Source organism: Pseudomonas sp. RIT288 (genome assembly GCF_000631985.1).
Lineage (GTDB): Bacteria > Pseudomonadota > Gammaproteobacteria > Pseudomonadales > Pseudomonadaceae > Aquipseudomonas.
In genome coordinates this window covers 269,624-286,473 of record NZ_JFYN01000034.1, presented here as the reverse complement: position 1 = coordinate 286,473, position 16,850 = coordinate 269,624, and the positions used below count along the sequence as shown (strand labels likewise).

Here is a 16,850-nt window from a genome sequence, read left to right as displayed (position 1 = left end):
GGGCGTGATACAGAAGCAAAAGATCGCAGCCTTCGGCAGCTCCTGCACCGATCGTGGTAGGAGCTGCCGAAGGCTGCGATCTTTTGATCTTTTGCAGGAGCGAGCCTGCTCGCGATCGCAGTCTGTCAGCCTGAATGAATGCGTCTGATAGATCGCTATCGCGAGCAGGCTCACTCCTACAGGGGATGTTATTCCAGGCGGCCATTGCGGACGCCTGGAGTTACAGCGGTTTAACCGATAGTCATCAGGCTGGCATTGCCACCCGCCGCCGCCGTGTTGACGCTCAACGCCCGCTCGATCACCAGACGCTCCAGCGCAATGTTGGTCTCGCCCTGGGACAGGCCCTGAACGCCAACGATCGCACCGGCGCGCTTGGCAATCTGCTGGCAGACACCACGCAGCTGGTCGGAGTGGCCGTGATGCAACACGGCGTCAAATACCACTTCATCCTTGTGCCAGTCGGCAACCCGTTTGATCCGCGCCTGAACGTCCTTCGGCAGGCGTGCGAACAATGCCTTGCTGATGTCGGACTCCGGCCATACCGCCGAACCGCCGACCGCCAAGACCGCCGCCAGTTGGGTCAGCAGATCGCCTTCGACGTCCGCCAGGCACAGCACGTGTTCACGCGGCAGGATCGCGTAGCTGTTCTTCTCGCCGGTCGGGCCGGCCAGCACGCGGGTGATGCCGCTTTGCGATTGAGCGGCGTACTGCCCGCACAGGGTGCTCAGGTCGGCGTATTTGTTGCTCTCGGCCCAGGCCTTGAAAGCGTTAAGCGGTTTGCTCATGGCATCACGCAGACGCACGTCCGGGGCGACGACCGCATCACCGCGAGCGAAGGATTGTTCGATCGCGTCGCCAGGACGAGTCGACAGCAAACGGTACAGGTACAGCGGACCGCCGGCTTTCGGGCCAGTACCCGACAGGCCTTCGCCGCCGAACGGCTGCACACCGACCACGGCACCGACGATGTTGCGGTTGACGTAGACGTTACCTGCGTTGACGTTGTCGATCACCTTGGCGATGGTCTCGTCGATACGGGTGTGCACGCCGAGGGTCAGGCCATAACCGGACGCATTGATCTGGCCGATCAACTGGTCGATGTCCTTGCGCTTGTAGCGCACCACGTGCAGCACCGGGCCGAAGATCTCGCGTTGCAACTCGTCGAAGCTTTCCAGCTCGATCAGGGTCGGCATGACGAAAGTGCCGCGTTTGACTTCTTCGCTGTCGGCGATAGCCACCTGGTACACGCTGCGACCTTTATCGCGCATGGCCTGGATGTGCTTGTCGATACCGGCCTTGGCTTCGGCGTCGATCACCGGGCCAATGTCCACGGACAGACGCTCAGGGTTGCCGAGACGGCTTTCAGCCATCGCGCCTTTGAGCATTTCGATGACACGGTCGGCGGAATCTTCCTGCAGGCACAGTACGCGCAGGGCCGAGCAACGCTGACCGGCGCTGTCGAAGGCCGAGGACACCACGTCGATCACCACTTGTTCGGTCAGCGCCGAGGAGTCGACGATCATCGCGTTCTGCCCGCCGGTTTCGGCGATCAGCGGAATCGGACGGCCCTGGCTGTCGAGACGGCCAGCGATGTTGCGTTGCAGCAGACGCGCGACTTCGGTGGAGCCGGTGAACATCACGCCTTTGACGCGCTCATCACCGACCAGACCGGCACCGACGGTTTCACCGCGACCCGGCAGCAGTTGCAGCACGCCTTCGGGAATCCCGGCTTCGAGCAACAAACGTACGGCTTGCGCGGCAACCAGCGGAGTCTGTTCAGCCGGTTTGGCCAGTACCGGGTTACCGGCGGCCAGTGCGGCAGCGACCTGACCGCTGAAGATTGCCAGCGGGAAGTTCCACGGGCTGATGCACACCACCGGGCCCAACGGGCGGTGGGCGTCATTGCTGAAATCGTTGCGCGCCTGCACCGCGTAGTAGCGCAGGAAGTCGACCGCTTCACGCACTTCGGCGATGGCGTTGGCGAAGGTCTTGCCGGCTTCACGGGCCAGCAGGCCCATCAATGGCTGGATTTCACCTTCCATCAGGTCGGCGGCGCGTTCCAGAATCGCCGCGCGCTCGGCAGGCGGGGTAGCCTGCCAGATAGGCGCGGCATTCAGCGCGCACTGGATCGCATTGTCGACGTCTTCGACGGTGGCTTCCTGCACGTGACCGACCACATCGCGGTGATCCGCCGGGTTCAGCACCGGTGCCAGGGCTTCGTTGCTGGAGGCGCAACCGAGCATCGGCGCGGCTTTCCAGTGGTTGTGCGCGGTGGCGAGCAGGGCACAGGACAACGAGGCCAGACGATGTTCGTTGGCCATGTCGATGCCGGCGGAGTTGGCGCGCTCGGAGCCGTACAGGTCACGCGGCAGCGGAATGCGCGGGTGCGGCAGGCCGAAACCACCTTCCACGGTTGCCATCTGCTCGATCTGCGCCACCGGATCGGCCACCAGTTCCTGAATCGAAATCGACTGGTCGGCGATGCGGTTGACGAACGAGGTGTTCGCGCCGTTTTCCAGCAGACGACGCACGAGGTACGCCAGCAGGGTTTCGTGAGTACCGACCGGGGCGTACACGCGGCACGGACGGTTCAGCTTGCCTTCGGAAACTTTGCCGACAACCTGCTCGTAGAGCGGTTCGCCCATGCCGTGCAGGCACTGGAATTCGTACTGGCCCGGGTAATAGTTCTGACCGGCAATGTGGTAAATCGCCGACAGGGTGTGGGCGTTGTGCGTCGCGAACTGCGGATAGATGACTTCCGGCACCGACAGCAGTTTGCGCGCGCAGGCAATGTAGGAAACGTCGGTGTACACCTTGCGGGTGTAGACCGGGTAGCCTTCCAGGCCCTCGACCTGGGCGCGCTTGATTTCGCTGTCCCAGTACGCGCCTTTCACCAGGCGGATCATCAGGCGATGACGGCTGCGGCGGGCCAGATCGATCACGTAGTCGATCACGTATGGGCAACGCTTCTGGTAAGCCTGAATCACGAAACCGATGCCGTTCCAGCCGGTCAGTTGCGGTTCGAAGCACAGGCGCTCGAGCAGATCCAGCGACAGCTCCAGACGGTCGGCTTCTTCGGCGTCGATGTTCAGGCCGATGTCGTATTGCTTGGCCAGCAGGGTCAGCGACAGCAGGCGCGGGTACAGCTCGTCCATCACGCGCTCGTACTGCGCACGGCTGTAACGCGGGTGCAGCGCCGAGAGCTTGATGGAAATGCCCGGGCCTTCATAAATCCCACGCCCGTGGGAAGCTTTGCCGATCGAGTGAATGGCTTGTTCGTACGACGCCAGGTACTTCTGCGCGTCGTGTTCGGTCAGCGCCGCTTCACCGAGCATGTCGTAGGAATAACGGAAGCCTTTGGCTTCGAACTTGCTCGCGTTGGCCAGCGCTTCGGCGATGGTTTCGCCGGTGACGAACTGCTCGCCCATCAGACGCATGGCCATGTCGACGCCCTTGCGGATCATCGGCTCGCCGCTCTTGCCGATGATCCGGCTCAGCGACGAGGTCAGGCCTGCTTCATTGTGAGTCGACACCAGTTTGCCGGTCAGCAGCAGACCCCAGGTCGCGGCGTTGACGAACAGCGACGGGCTGTTGCCCAAGTGCGGCTGCCAGTTGCCGGTGCTGATCTTGTCGCGGATCAGTGCATCGCGAGTGCCCTTGTCGGGGATGCGCAGCAGCGCTTCGGCCAGGCACATCAGTGCCACGCCTTCCTGGGACGACAGGGAAAACTCCTGCAGCAAGCCCTGAACAATGCCTGCACGACCGCCGGCACTTTTCTGGTTACGCAGTTTTTCCGCGATGGTCGCGGCGAGTTTGTTGGTGGCATCGGCCATCGATGCTGGCAGGCGTGCCTGTTCGATCAGCATCGGCACCACTTCCGGCTCGGGGCGGCGGTAAGCAGCAGTGATCGAAGCGCGCAGCACCGATTGCGGCAGGATGCTTTCAGCGAATTCGAGGAAGCACTGGTGGGCGTGATCGGTCTGCACTTCGCCAGCGTCGTCGGCGTCCTTGGCGGTCAAACCGTTCAGCTCGGTCAGGGTTGCACCACCCTCGAGTTTTTCCAGGTAATTGAAAATTGCCTGCTTGATCAGCCAGTGCGGTGTGCGATCAATCGAGGTTGCGGCAGCCTTGAGGCGCTCGCGGGTCGGGTCATCGAGTTTGACCCCAAGGGTGGTGGTAGCCATATTTTTATCCTCATGGTTGCCACAGTTGCGTGGCATCAGCTGGCGGCAAGATTAGCCGTGCGCCGGAAGAGGTGCAACCGGGTGCAACCCTTTTTTTCTTGGAAAAATAAACGCTTCGTCAGAAATTATTTTCTGGTACTGAAGTACCGCTCCTGCTTGGTGCTTTTACTTCTAGCAGAGCGACTCAACTGCGCTAAAAGGGAGCAAAAACGGCTTGTTTATCGGTATATCCGACTAGGTGCAACTTAATCGCCAGAAACTGGTTGCACCTTTTTTACTTTGTTGCATAGCATTCGCGCCCAAGGTGCAACCGGGAATACCCGGTGCATCGGCTGGTGGCTTTCCTGGGGAAACATCAGTCCTAAATGCGCGGGATTCCGTTTCGTCTGCCAAACGTCGTCGTTTGTGGGCGATTGATTACCGCTGCAACATAAAAACAAAGCCAGGGCGTAACTTAATGAGCGTAAGCAATCCAACACTGATCACGTTCGTGATCTACATCGCAGCAATGGTGCTGATCGGCTTCATGGCCTATCGCTCCACCAACAACCTTTCTGACTACATTCTTGGCGGCCGCAGCCTCGGCAGCGTCGTTACGGCTCTGTCTGCCGGTGCTTCCGACATGAGCGGCTGGTTGTTGATGGGCTTGCCAGGTGCCATCTACATGTCCGGTCTGTCCGAAAGCTGGATCGCCATCGGTTTGATCGTTGGCGCCTACCTGAACTGGCTCTTCGTCGCCGGCCGTCTGCGCGTGCAGACCGAGCACAACGGTGATGCGTTGACCCTGCCGGACTACTTCTCCAGCCGTTTCGAAGACAAAAGCGGTCTGCTGCGCATCATCTCGGCGGTGGTGATTCTGGTGTTCTTCACCATTTACTGCGCTTCCGGCATCGTGGCCGGCGCCCGACTGTTCGAAAGCACCTTCGGCATGTCCTACGAGACGGCGCTGTGGGCCGGTGCTGCAGCGACGATTGCCTACACCTTCGTCGGCGGTTTCCTCGCGGTGAGCTGGACTGACACCGTACAAGCCACGCTGATGATCTTCGCCCTGCTGCTGACGCCGATCATCGTGCTGCTGGCCACCGGTGGCGTCGATACCACGTTCCTGGCCATCGAAGCGCAGGATCCGAGCAACTTCGACATGCTCAAGGGCACCACCTTCATCGGCATCATCTCGCTGATGGGCTGGGGTCTGGGGTACTTCGGTCAGCCGCACATCCTTGCGCGTTTCATGGCCGCTGACTCGGTGAAGTCGATTGCCAACGCCCGTCGCATCTCCATGACCTGGATGATCCTGTGCCTGGGCGGCACCGTCGCCGTGGGCTTCTTCGGTATCGCCTACTTCTCGGCGCACCCGGAAGTGGCCGGTCCCGTGACCGAAAACCACGAGCGGGTATTCATTGAACTGGCGAAAATCCTCTTCAATCCGTGGGTTGCCGGTGTCCTGTTGTCGGCGATTCTCGCCGCGGTCATGAGCACCCTGAGCTGCCAACTGCTGGTGTGCTCGAGCGCCCTGACCGAAGACTTCTACAAAACCTTCCTGCGCAAATCCGCTTCCCAGGTGGAACTGGTCTGGGTTGGTCGCGCGATGGTGTTGCTGGTGGCGCTGATCGCTATCGCCATGGCCGCCAACCCGGAAAACCGCGTACTGGGCCTGGTGTCCTACGCCTGGGCCGGTTTCGGTGCAGCGTTCGGTCCGGTGGTGCTGATCTCGGTGATCTGGAAAGACATGACCCGCGACGGCGCGCTGGCCGGCATCCTGGTCGGTGCCATCACCGTGGTGGTGTGGAAGCATTTCGAGGTGATGGGTCTGTACGAAATCATCCCGGGCTTCATCTTCGCCAGCCTGGCGATCTACATCGTCAGCAAGCTCGGCGCGCCGACCGCTGGCATGGTGCAGCGCTTCGAAGCGGCGGAAAAAGATTTCCACCTGAACAAGTAATTGTTCTGAGCTGACGCTCACGCGAAAACGGCCCGTTTCCTACAGGAGACGGGCCGTTTTTTTGTGCCTGCAGTTTCTCTGATTCACCGCAATTCCCCTGTAGGAGTGAGCCTGCTCGCGATAGCGGTGTGTCAGTCAAATTTTTGCCTCTGACACACCGCTATCGCGAGCAGGCTCACTCCTACAGGGGGTGGTGGTGGGTTTGCGGGATTTGTCTGTAGTTGAAGGCGCCGATTTTCGAAAGCTTTTTCGCCAGAAAAAGTAGGGCAAATCTGATTTTCCTGTCACCCACCCAACACGACTTGCTCCTCATGCAGAATCGCCCGCCCTCATTTTGCAGAGAGACATCGGATGTTCGCGCCTGCCAATCAACCGCGTTTCACGTTGACCCTCGAAGGCGCCCAAATTGATCTCAAAGTCCTTGAGTTCACGGGCAAGGAAGCCATCAGCCAACCCTTTCGTTTCGAGCTGGAACTGGTCAGTGAACGGCCCGATCTGGATCTGGAAAGCCTGCTGCATTGTCAGGCGTTTCTGAGTTTCGATGCAGATGGCAGCGGCATTCACGGTCAGATTTATCAGGTCGGGCAGGGCGATTCCGGGAAACGTCTGACGCGCTATCACCTCAGTCTTGTCCCGCGTCTGACCTACCTCGCGCACCGAATCAATCAGCGGATCTTTCAGCATCTGACGGTGCCGCAAATCGTCGCGCAGGTGCTCAAGGATCATTCGATTCTGCGCGATGCTTTCGAATTTCGCCTAGGCAGCGAGTACCCGGAGCGCGAGTACTGCGTGCAATACGCCGAAAGTGACCTCGCGTTTATCCAGCGCCTGTGCGCCGAAGTCGGCATTCATTACCACTTTCAGCACAACCCGGAAGGTCACCTGTTGGTGTTCGGTGATGATCAGACGGTGTTCCCGAAACTGGTTCGACCGACGCTGTATCTGCCCGGCAGCGGCATGGCCGGTGGCGCGCCGGCGATCAATCGTTTCAATGTTCGCGTGGAAACCCGTACCAGCGTAGTGACCCGGCGCGATTACAACTTCATCAAGCCGCGTCTGCAGTTGCAAAGTCGAGTCGACGGTGAGCAGCGCCCGGTGCTCGAGGATTATCACTTCCCCGGCCAATTCAACGATCGTGAAACCGGCAAGCACCTCGCCCAAAGAGCGCTGGAGCGACATGTCGCCGATTACCGTCAGGCCGAGGGCGTCAGCGACGAATCTGCATTGGTTTGTGGACATTTCCTGCAACTGATCGACCATCCGCGTAGCGACTGGAACGACCTGTGGCTGCTGACCTCGGTCGAACACCACGGCCGACAGCCGCAAGTGCTGGAGGAATCGGTGACCAGCGATGGGGAAGCATTCCAGGGTTACCGTAATACCTTTCTTGCCACGCCGTGGGATGTGTTCTTTCGCCCGGCGTTGGGACCGGAAAAACCGCGCATGCTCGGCTATCAACCTGCCGTGGTGACCGGCCCGACCGGCGCGGAAATTCACTGCGACGAGTACGGTCGGGTCAAGGTGCAACTGGCCTGGGATCGCGATGGCGAGTTGAACGAGCATTCCAGTTGCTGGCTGCGCGTGGCCGCCGGTTGGGCCCATGACCGTTACGGCAGCGTGCTGATTCCACGGGTCGGCATGGAAGTGCTGGTCGGTTTCATCGACGCCGATGCCGACAAACCGCTGGTCATGGGTTGTCTGCCCAACGCCGCGACGCCGGTGCCGCTGGATCTGCCAGCGGACAAGACCCGCAGCATATTCCGCAGTCAGAGCAGCCCCGGCGGTGGCGGCTACAACGAACTGCGCATCGAGGATAAAAAAGGAGCGGAGGAAATTTATCTGCGTGCCCAGCGAGATTGGACTCAGCATGTGTTGAACGACCAACAGGTGCAGGTCGACAACCAGCGCAGCATCGTTGTCACCGGCACCGCGCGACATGAGTTGAAGGCCGATGAGCAACGCATCACCCACGGTCAGCGGCAGACCGAAGTGAAGCAGGACGATCACTTGACCGTGGTCGGCGATCGGCATATCAGGGTGAGCAATCAGGCAACCAGCGCCAGCGCGCAAATCCACGTCAGTGCCGGGCAACAAGTGGTAATCGATGGCGGCGCGAGCGCGACGATTCAGGCCGGCGGGCAGTGGATCAACATTGGGCCGGGTGGAATTTTCAGCAGCGTGCCGATTGTCGTGGGCGGCGCGCCGATGGCAGCGATGAGCGCCGCGCCGGTGGTGCCGGGGTTGCCGGAGAAACTGGTCGCAGCGCCGGCGGCCATGCTCACCGCCGCACAAATCATGAGTTTCAAAGGCGATGCGCCGTTCTGCGAAGAGTGTGAGCGTTGCAAGGATGGTGTTTGTGCAGCCTGATTGCCTCATGCCGGCAGAGTGGCTGGCGCGTGAACCGCTGAAACCTTCGGAACAACTGTTCGCGATCTTCAGTAACGCCAGCGACGCCAGGCCTCCATTGGTCGCACCTAAGCCGATCTGGGCGGAGACGATCTACGCCGAGTGGGACGCGGTGATGCCCTTCGTGGGAGTTGTCGCTACTGACAGTGAGTTTCTCGATTGGGTGGCCTCTACCGAGTCTTGCGACTGGGGTTGGCTGGCGGTGTCTTCGGCGAGTCTGGAAGTGCTGGTCGAGCACTTTCGCAGCCTGACTCAGGTGCTGATGCCGGACGGCAAAGCGGTGTTTTTCCGCTTCTGGGATGGGCGGTTTTTGTTGCCGATCCTGCAGTCCGACGAAGTGCAATCGGCGCAGTTGATCCCAGTGATTTCGCGCGGTTTGATCAACGGACAGGCCGTTGAGATCGGGGGCAGGGCGCAGGTTTCGGGGCGGGTTTTTCCTTGGTGGAAGGTGCCTGAGTCGGTGATGGTTTCAGCAGGGAATGGAGTCCGGATCGGCAATGCGCTGCAGTGGCTGAGCGAGGAGCATCCAGCGCTGTACGAGGTGTTTCCGGAGGCTGTGTTGCGCTGCAAGGTTCGGCAGTTTTTTCAGGTTTCAGCGTCGGAAGAATCCTCGCAATCGGCGTTATTGGCATATTTGCAGGACGAAGCCGAGTGAGATTTCCGGGCGAAGTCCTCGGAAATTTCCTGCGAGTTACGGCGGATTTCATGAACTGGTGGGCGGTGGGTTGCGGGGATAGTCTTTTCGTTGTCACTGCGAGAGTGGTGGCAGGGTGTAGGAACCCGAACTTCAAATGTGCATCAGTACCGTCGATTGGTTGCGACACTTAACCAGTGTCCACAACGCCTTTTATGGCGGCTGTGTGCGGGACACGTTTCGACGTGGCTGATTTGAAGTTCCTCAGTTCCTACTCCCGCGCATGGCTGCCACCCAACCCGTAGGAAGGTCGATGGCAGTCTCTATTTAGAACTTCGAGAATGCTCAAATATGACGATGCTTAAACCCGATCCACCCTACGAAAAAATCATCCCCCATCCCGATAATCGCTTCATGGCCCTGACCGGCAATTGCAGCGACATGCCCACCCTGTTCATCGATACCCAAGTTCCCCTCGACATCCTCATGGACGCCGCCAACCACCGCATCCGCGCCGCTATTCAAGTGCTGGAAAACATGTGCATGCGCGGCTCGGTCGAATGCGACTCGATCATCCTCAGCGACTTCGCCATGCTCTGCGCCATTCCGCTGCGTGACGGCTGCGATGTGCTGGATGTCATCGGCAAACGCTTGAGCGCGATGCCTTAACGTCACAATTATGAATAGATCCTTCCAGCCTCTATCGATGGCAGGATCACTAGCCTGCTGAGAAGAATTTAGTTCTGCAGATACTGATCTTGTGACTTGATAAAGGCGTCGAATGCAGGGGAGTTGTAAATTTCAAGGCAAGAATAGAACACGATATTTTTTCCAGACTGCTTGCTGGTTGAAGAAGTCTTGGCGTAAGCATCCGCCACGTACTTCTCTGTTTCCACATAGGGATCATGGATGACTTCAAGCGTGTCTTCGTTCTGCAAAATCGCGTGTTGCCCCTTGCCCATTACGGAGTAAGCGCCAATAGCGAGGCCGAGATCCGATTTGATATCTGATTCACTCTTGAATTGATTTGATATGCAGTTGGCGAGGCCGTAATTCTTCAATGAAACTCTTGCGGTGGTTAGATCTGCTTCACTTGAGAAGGCATTTACAGATGCGCCAAGAATACCTACCGCAATGAATAGCTGGAATTTCATCCCTTTAGCTCCCAGAAATTGATTTTTTCGAGTTTTACGTCTGGCCGATCATAAGTGTGGCTATTCGGGCGATGGTAGTCGCTGTTGTCTCCGGTGGAGCTACCGTTCCACAAGGTCGCATGACCGGTCGCGTCGGTCCACCCGGTGATTTCCATAATAATCACGCCTTTCTTGCCATTGATGAAGTCAGCCTCACTGAGTTTCAATTCATGATCCGGAGCCCCCCAATTGTGTTTCAGGAAGGCAAGGAAATCTGCGACCTTCATGATGTACGGGAGTTGGTCTGCGCCGGCAAGGCGATAGATGGATTTGCTGGGAATGATCGTTCCTTTCGGGATTTTGTAGCCGCCATAGTTAAATCCTCTACTTATTCTAAGGGCGCAAGCGTTCGCGTAAGCATCAGGCTTTTCTGCTCTGGCCGCTTCGACATTACCTCCAACCAGTGCATAAACATCAATCGAGTTTTTGAGGCCGACCTCTGCGTAGGCAGTCCATAGGGTGCTGAATTTTGGTCTTTTGACAACTATGTTTGAGGTTACGCCACCGGCACTGATATTGAGCTGAGCCACTAGACTTCTCCTTCCATGTCGAAGAATTCACCTTGAAAAGCGTTTGGAATGATCGCTATGCCTTTTGCCCCCACCGTCCCGGTCAGTTTTTTTTCTGTCGTACCGCTGATCGTTACAGCCACGGTCTCTCCCGGTAAATAGCCGGAAGTTTTCACATGAATATTCAAGTCGCAATAGAAGCGCGATATCGAATCGACGGGTGTCTGGTTTTCTCCATACGAGAACGTTATGCGCTGGATGCTCTTCGGTTCAGGGATCAAAGGGACGATGGGAGAAAAGCTCGCAGCGCTATGTTCCCCGCCACCAAAGACAGAGGATTGAGCAAAGAGAACAGTGTTGGATTTTGGCGGGCAGCCACACGCGACATAGTCGCCCTCAAGTGCAACCAGGCCAGCCGGTAAAGTGATTGTTCGTGGGCCGACAGCTACGATGGGACCTTTGCCTGGAGGGCATACAGGACAACTTGCCATGTGGCCGATGGATGAAGTGCTCACCGCGTAATCAATGTTGATTCCAACGTTTCCTTCCAGAACCACACCACCAGTTGATGTAGGCGCGCCGATTCCGACCACTTTCCTTCCCATGTAAATTTCCCTCTTTACAGGTTTTCAGTGGAGCGGATATTCGCACTCCCTTCGCTCGTGAGACGACGGTAATCCTGAGGAAGATGTTTCTTTATGTTGCTCATAGAGTTGCGGGAGACCGCCCAAAACTACCGCAGGTGCTGGAAAACATGTGCATGCGCGGCTCGGTCGAATGCGACTCGATCATCCTCAGCGACTTCGCCATGCTCTGCGCCATTCCGCTGCGTGACGGCTGCGATGTGCTGGATGTCATCGGCAAACGTCTCGGCAACCCATCCCTGTAAGCCTGAGACAGTTTTTGTGGCGAGGGAGCTTGCTCCCGCTCGGCTGCGCAGCAGCCGTAACCAGATTGTCGCGGTGTCAGACGGAATCGGGATTTAGGTCTTGTAACGCTTCGCAACCCGGCGGGAGCAAGCTCCCTCGTCACAAAGGCAAGAGCAGAAGATCGCAGCCTTCGGCAGCTCCTACAGGGGGTACGCCAATTCTGTGTAGGAGCTGCCGCAGGCTGCGATCTTTGCTGCTGGAGGCCGCTCGGCCGCCAACCCCTGACTTGCCGGCCGGTAAAAGGTAAACTTTGCGCCCTTCGCAGGAGCAGCCATGAATTATCGTCACGCCTTCCATGCCGGCAATCACGCCGATGTGTTCAAACACCTGACCTTGACCCGCCTCATCGCCCTGATGTCGCGCAAGGAGCAGCCGTTTGCCTATCTCGATACGCACGCCGGTATCGGTCTGTATGACCTGCAGGGCGATCAGGCCAACCGTACCGGCGAGTATCTGGAAGGCATCGCGCGGTTGTGGGATCAGCCGGATCTGCCGGCGCTGACCGACGACTACATGAAGGTGCTGCACGAGATGAACCCGGACGGCCAGTTGCGCTACTACCCGGGTTCGCCGGAGCTGGCGCGGCGTCTGACCCGGCCGCAGGATCGGGTGATGCTCAACGAGAAACACCCGGAAGACGGCGTGCTGCTCAAGGACAACATGGCCGGTGATCGTCGGGTCAAGGTGCATCTGGGCGAGGGCTGGCATGTGGCGCGGGCGATGCTGCCGGTGCAGGAGAAACGCGCGGTGATGCTGATCGATCCGCCGTTCGAGCAGCTCGACGAGATGCAAAAGTGTGCGGCGTCGCTGAAAGAAGCGATTGGCCGGATGCGCCAAACCGTGGCGGCGATCTGGTATCCGGTGAAGGATCAGCGTGCGTTGCGGCGGTTTTATCAGGATCTGGCGGGTACCGGTGCGCCGAAGTTGCTGCGCGTGGAACTGCTGGTGCATCCGCTGGATACGCCGAACAGCCTGAACGGCTCCGGGATGGCGATTGCCAATCCGCCGTGGGGGCTGGAGGAAGAATTGCGTGAGCTGCTGCCGTGGTTGTCGAAGAAGCTTGGGCAGACCCAGGGTGGGTGGCAGATGGATTGGTTGATCGCCGAGAGCTGATCAACGGCAGGATCAAAGGATCGTCCGAACGCGGCCCGAGCCTGCGGCAGCTCCTACAGGATTCAGTGTCGTCCACTTATGTGCGGACAATCACGGACCTGTAGGAGCTGCCGCAGGCTCGGGCCGCGTTCGGACGATCTTTTGCTTTAAGGGTTTAGTTACCCGCCAGGCTCGGTGGCATGCACACACCGGTGCCACCAATCCCGCAATAACCTTCAGGGTTCTTCGCCAGGTATTGCTGGTGATAGGCCTCGGCGAAATATACGGTCGGCGCCTGTTCGATCTCGGTGCTGATTTCGCCCAGACCCGCCTTCGACAGTTCAGCCTGATACACCGCTTTGCTCTTCAGCGCCGCGTCGAGGTGCTCCGGGCTGGTCGCGTAGATCACCGAACGGTACTGGGTGCCGATGTCGTTGCCCTGACGCATGCCCTGTGTCGGGTTATGCAGTTCCCAGAACATTGCCAGCAGCTCTTCGTAGCTGACTTTGGCCTTGTCATATACCACCAGCACTACTTCAGCGTGGCCGGTCAGGCCCGAGCAGACTTCTTCGTAGGTCGGGTTCGGCGTGTAGCCGCCGGCGTAGCCGACCACCGTGCTGACCACGCCTTCGCGCTGCCAGAAGCGGCGTTCCGCGCCCCAGAAGCAACCCAGACCGAAGATCGCAAAGTCGACGTCCTGGAAAAAAGGGCCGAGCAATGGGGTTTCTTCGAAGACGAAATGCTTTTCAGGCAGGGTCATCGCGGTTTCGCGGCCGGGCAGAGCTTGATCTTTGGTCGGTAGCACGTTTTTGTTCACCAGAATTTCCGAGCGCAGAACCATGATCGTTCCTCTCAGTCAGGATGGGATGTAAAAAGTCAGACCGCCAGTGTGCCGAATGATGCCGGATTTCGCACTATTCAAATGTGGGAGCGAGCCTGCTCGCGAAAGCGGTGTGTCAGGCGACGATGATGTCGACGGCTATAACGCCTTCGCGAGCAGGCTCGCTCCCACAGGGGGGGCTTCGACAGATGGGATTTAGAGGCAGAGCGGGCCGCGTGGGTAGCGCTTGAGGGCCTGTATCAGCTCGGCGCCGGGGATTGGCCGGTCGAACAGGTAGCCCTGGCCGACGTCGCAGCGGTGGCGACGCAGGAACGCCAGTTGCTCGGCGGTCTCGATGCCTTCGGCCACGACTTTGAGTTTCAGGTTGTGGGCCATGGCGATCACCGCGGAGGTGATTTCCATGTCGTCCTGATTGTCGGGGATTTCGTGGATGAAGCTGCGATCGATCTTGATGATGTCGATCGGGAATTTCTTCAGGTAGCTGAGCGATGAGTAACCAGTGCCGAAGTCGTCCATGGCCAGGGTCAGGCCGAGGCGCTTGAGCTGATCGAGCTGCAAGTGCGTGTCTTCGGTGGCTTCCAGCAGCAGGCCTTCGGTCAGCTCCAGTTCGAGCAGATTGGCCGGCAGCGCTTCTTCCTTGAGGATGTTGGCGATGGACGCAACCAGATCCGGGTCAGAGAACTGCTTCGGCGAGAGGTTGATCGCCACTTGCAGGTTGCCCAAGCCCGCGGCGGTCAGCGCCTTGCTCATGCGGCAGGCCTGACGCGCAATCCACTTGCCGATCGGGATGATCAGGCCGGTCTCTTCGGCAACGCTGATGAACTGGTCCGGGCGGATCATGCCGCGTTCCGGGTGGTTCCAGCGCAGCAGCGCTTCCATGCCCAGCAGGCGACCGCTGCGCAGGCACAGTTTGGGCTGGTAGAACACGTCCAGCTCGTTCTGGGTCAGGGCGCGGCGCAGGTTGTTCTCGACGAACAGCTTGTAACTGGCCTCGGCGTTCAGTGCTTCGGTGAAGACCTGGACCTGGTGTTTGCCGTTGGCCTTGGCCTTGTGCAGGGCCAGGCCGGCGTTGCGCATCAGGGTCTGCGGGTCGCGGCCATGCAGCGGCGCGCAGGCCAGGCCCACGGAGCCGGTGACGCTGATCAGCTGGTTGTCGACGAACATCGGTTTGTCGAGGGTCGCCAGCAGTTGATTGGCAATCTGTTGGCCAGTGGCGAGGTCGGTGTCGTCGAGCAGCACGGCGAATTCGTTACTGGCAAAACGCGCAAGGCTGCCACTCGGGCTGAGGCTGTTGCGCAGGCGTCGGGCGAGGCTGATCAACAACTTGTCACCGGTCTGGTGCCCGAGGCTGTCGTTGATCCGCTTGAAGTTGTCGATGTCCACCAGCAGCAGACTGATCGGCGTGTCGCTATCGCGGGCGAAGCGTTCGTCCAGATTGCGGATAAACGCCGGGCGGTTGCCAAGGTTCGTCAGGTTGTCGGTGTACGCCAGCCGCTCGATGCGCTGCTGCGCCAGTTTGGTCTGGGTGATGTCTTCGTAGATGCCGATGTAGTGCGTCAGCTCACGGTTGTCGCCGTACACCTTGGAAATCGACAACTGGCCCCAGTACGGTTCGAGGTTCTTGCGCCGGCTCTTGAATTCGCCCTGCCAGCTGTTGCTCTTGGCCAGCGCCGAGGGCGCGTCGAACAGCAGCTCGCTGAGGTTCTCCAGCGCCGGCAGTTCCGACAGGCGCTGGCCGTGGACTTCCTCGGTGGAGTACTGGGTAATCGCGGTGAAGCTCGGGTTGACGTACTCGACCACGCCATCGCAATTGACCAGCAGAAAGGCGTTGGCACTTTGCTCGACCGCGCGCTGGAACAGGTGCAGGGCGCTGGTGGCGGTGCGACGGTTGTGGTTGTTGATGACCTGGGCGAACTGGTCGGCCAGCTCACCGGCAAAGGCGATTTCGTCGGACTGCCAGGCGCGGGTGACGCCGGTCTGCTCCAGACAGAGCACGCCGACCACCTGGCCATCGACGCGGATGCTGGCGTCGAGCATGGCGTTGACGTCGCGCGGGCGCAGGGCCTCGGCCATCTCGCGGGTGCGCGGGTCGCGCATTGCATTGTGCGCGTCGATGGCGCGGCTGCCGTGTAGCGCTTCCATGTAGTCGGGGAAGCCGCTGATGTCGATCACCTCCGGCAGGATGTATTCCTGCGTCGCGCGGTGATACGCGGAAATCGGCACCAGCAGATTGCCTTCGAGGTTCCACAGGCTGGCGCAGTCGATTTCATAGATGTCGCAGGCGCAGCGGGTGATCAGTTCGGCGGCTTCCTGCAGCGAGTTGTGGCTGCTGTAGCGCTGGCGGGCGAGTAGCAGAATCAGATCCTGCTGGGCGCGTACGCGATCGAGGTGCTGCAGTTGTTCCTGCTGGGCGCGCTGGTTCAGTTCGAGGGCGATCTGCAGGCGCGAGTTCTGGGTTTCGAGGTCGACGGACGGCAGCGTCGGGGCCTCGTCGAACACGTCATCGACTGCCAGCAGGTAGCCACGCAACAAATGCCGATTGTGCTGTTTATAGGCTTCGCCCAGTTCGAGGATGCTCAGCACGCCCGCGGCGGTGTGCAGGGTGTAGCGCACCAGATAATGCGGACTGTCGCGCAGTTGCTGCTGAATGGTGTCATGCAACTGATAGCGCGCTTCGGGCTCCATCAGGCTGGCGTAGGGCGAGCCGACCAGCGCACACAATTCGACGGCTGGCTGGCCGAACTGGCGTTCGCAATTGGGGTCGAGAAACAGCATCGCCCAACTGGCTTCATTCAAGCGCTCGAAACGCAGCATGCCGAGCCGCGAGGGCACAGGCAACTGCGTCACTACCTCGGCCGCCATACGGCTGGCGGCATCGGGTTGGCTCTTCATGAAGGAACTCGCTTGGAAATATGCTGAACGCGCCGGGCTCGCGCCCTCTTTACTGTTGCCTGCGGCAAGGTTGCATCATTGCGGCACCGACTGACAAGAGAGATGAAGGCCAAGTGCTATAAGAATGTGTCGGCCGCTCGGGGCATTTCTCCAGTGGGTGGTTGAAAAGAGCAAAAGATCGGAGCCTGCGGCAGCTCCTACAGGCGATGCATACCAATGTAGGAGCTG

General features: G+C 59.4%; 12 protein-coding genes. 6 read left to right on the top strand and 6 right to left on the bottom strand.

Annotation, left to right across the window (positions count from 1 at the left end):
- Window positions 1–230 precede the first annotated feature (230 nt).
- Entirely contained in the window at window positions 231–4,184 is a 3,954-nt protein-coding gene (putA, locus tag BW33_RS20040; protein WP_047600777.1) for a trifunctional transcriptional regulator/proline dehydrogenase/L-glutamate gamma-semialdehyde dehydrogenase, read from the bottom strand.
- A 457-nt stretch (window positions 4,185–4,641) separates the two neighbouring features.
- Here putA and putP point away from each other — a divergent pair, with 457 nt between their 5' ends.
- From putP to BW33_RS20020, 4 genes are all read left to right on the top strand, one after another.
- Window positions 4,642–6,126 carry a sodium/proline symporter PutP gene (gene putP, locus BW33_RS20035; RefSeq protein WP_047600776.1) on the top strand — a complete coding sequence of 495 codons (1,485 nt, stop codon included), beginning with the start codon at window positions 4,642–4,644 and terminating at the stop codon, window positions 6,124–6,126.
- A 351-nt stretch (window positions 6,127–6,477) separates the two neighbouring features.
- On the top strand, window positions 6,478–8,493 hold the full coding sequence (locus BW33_RS20030; RefSeq protein ID WP_047600775.1) for a type VI secretion system Vgr family protein: 2,016 nt from the start codon (window positions 6,478–6,480) through the stop codon (window positions 8,491–8,493).
- Window positions 8,483–9,187 carry a DUF4123 domain-containing protein gene (locus BW33_RS20025; protein WP_047600773.1) on the top strand — a complete coding sequence of 235 codons (705 nt, stop codon included), beginning with the start codon at window positions 8,483–8,485 and terminating at the stop codon, window positions 9,185–9,187. The genes BW33_RS20030 and BW33_RS20025 overlap by 11 nt, the downstream gene beginning before the upstream one ends.
- A gap of 330 nt (window positions 9,188–9,517) precedes the next feature.
- Window positions 9,518–9,835 (top strand): hypothetical protein, encoded by a 318-nt coding sequence (locus tag BW33_RS20020; protein ID WP_047600772.1) that lies wholly within the window; start codon window positions 9,518–9,520, stop codon window positions 9,833–9,835.
- A 68-nt stretch (window positions 9,836–9,903) separates the two neighbouring features.
- On the opposite strand, the gene BW33_RS20015 is transcribed toward BW33_RS20020, so the two are convergent.
- Genes BW33_RS20015 through BW33_RS20005 form a run of 3 tightly spaced genes read right to left on the bottom strand, consistent with a single transcriptional unit; the run spans window position 9,904 to window position 11,473 of the window.
- A complete protein-coding gene (locus BW33_RS20015) occupies window positions 9,904–10,320 on the bottom strand; it encodes a hypothetical protein (RefSeq protein WP_007967323.1) in 417 nt (138 codons plus the stop codon).
- Complete coding sequence (locus BW33_RS20010; protein ID WP_007967325.1) at window positions 10,317–10,889, bottom strand: type VI secretion system amidase effector protein Tae4; 573 nt, start codon at window positions 10,887–10,889, stop codon at window positions 10,317–10,319. Before BW33_RS20010 ends, BW33_RS20015 begins: the two co-directional genes overlap by 4 nt.
- Window positions 10,889–11,473, bottom strand: a complete 585-nt coding sequence (locus BW33_RS20005) for a PAAR domain-containing protein (RefSeq protein WP_007967327.1) — start codon at window positions 11,471–11,473, stop codon at window positions 10,889–10,891. Before BW33_RS20005 ends, BW33_RS20010 begins: the two co-directional genes overlap by 1 nt.
- 83 nt (window positions 11,474–11,556) lie before the next feature.
- Between BW33_RS20005 and BW33_RS30265 the strand changes: the two genes are divergently transcribed.
- Together BW33_RS30265 and BW33_RS19995 are read left to right on the top strand one after the other, a co-directional pair.
- On the top strand, window positions 11,557–11,757 hold the full coding sequence (locus tag BW33_RS30265) for a hypothetical protein (protein WP_152546145.1): 201 nt from the start codon (window positions 11,557–11,559) through the stop codon (window positions 11,755–11,757).
- Between the two features lie 313 nt (window positions 11,758–12,070).
- Window positions 12,071–12,910 (top strand): 23S rRNA (adenine(2030)-N(6))-methyltransferase RlmJ, encoded by an 840-nt coding sequence (locus tag BW33_RS19995; RefSeq protein ID WP_047600768.1) that lies wholly within the window; start codon window positions 12,071–12,073, stop codon window positions 12,908–12,910.
- Window positions 12,911–13,064: 154 nt separating this feature from the next.
- Here BW33_RS19995 and msrA read toward each other — a convergent pair whose 3' ends face one another.
- Both msrA and BW33_RS19985 read right to left on the bottom strand, forming a co-directional pair.
- Window positions 13,065–13,730, bottom strand: coding sequence for a peptide-methionine (S)-S-oxide reductase MsrA (msrA, locus tag BW33_RS19990; protein WP_047600766.1), 666 nt, complete (start codon window positions 13,728–13,730; stop codon window positions 13,065–13,067).
- 195 nt (window positions 13,731–13,925) lie between these two features.
- Window positions 13,926–16,622 (bottom strand): putative bifunctional diguanylate cyclase/phosphodiesterase, encoded by a 2,697-nt coding sequence (locus BW33_RS19985; protein WP_047600764.1) that lies wholly within the window; start codon window positions 16,620–16,622, stop codon window positions 13,926–13,928.
- Window positions 16,623–16,850: the final 228 nt, after the last annotated feature.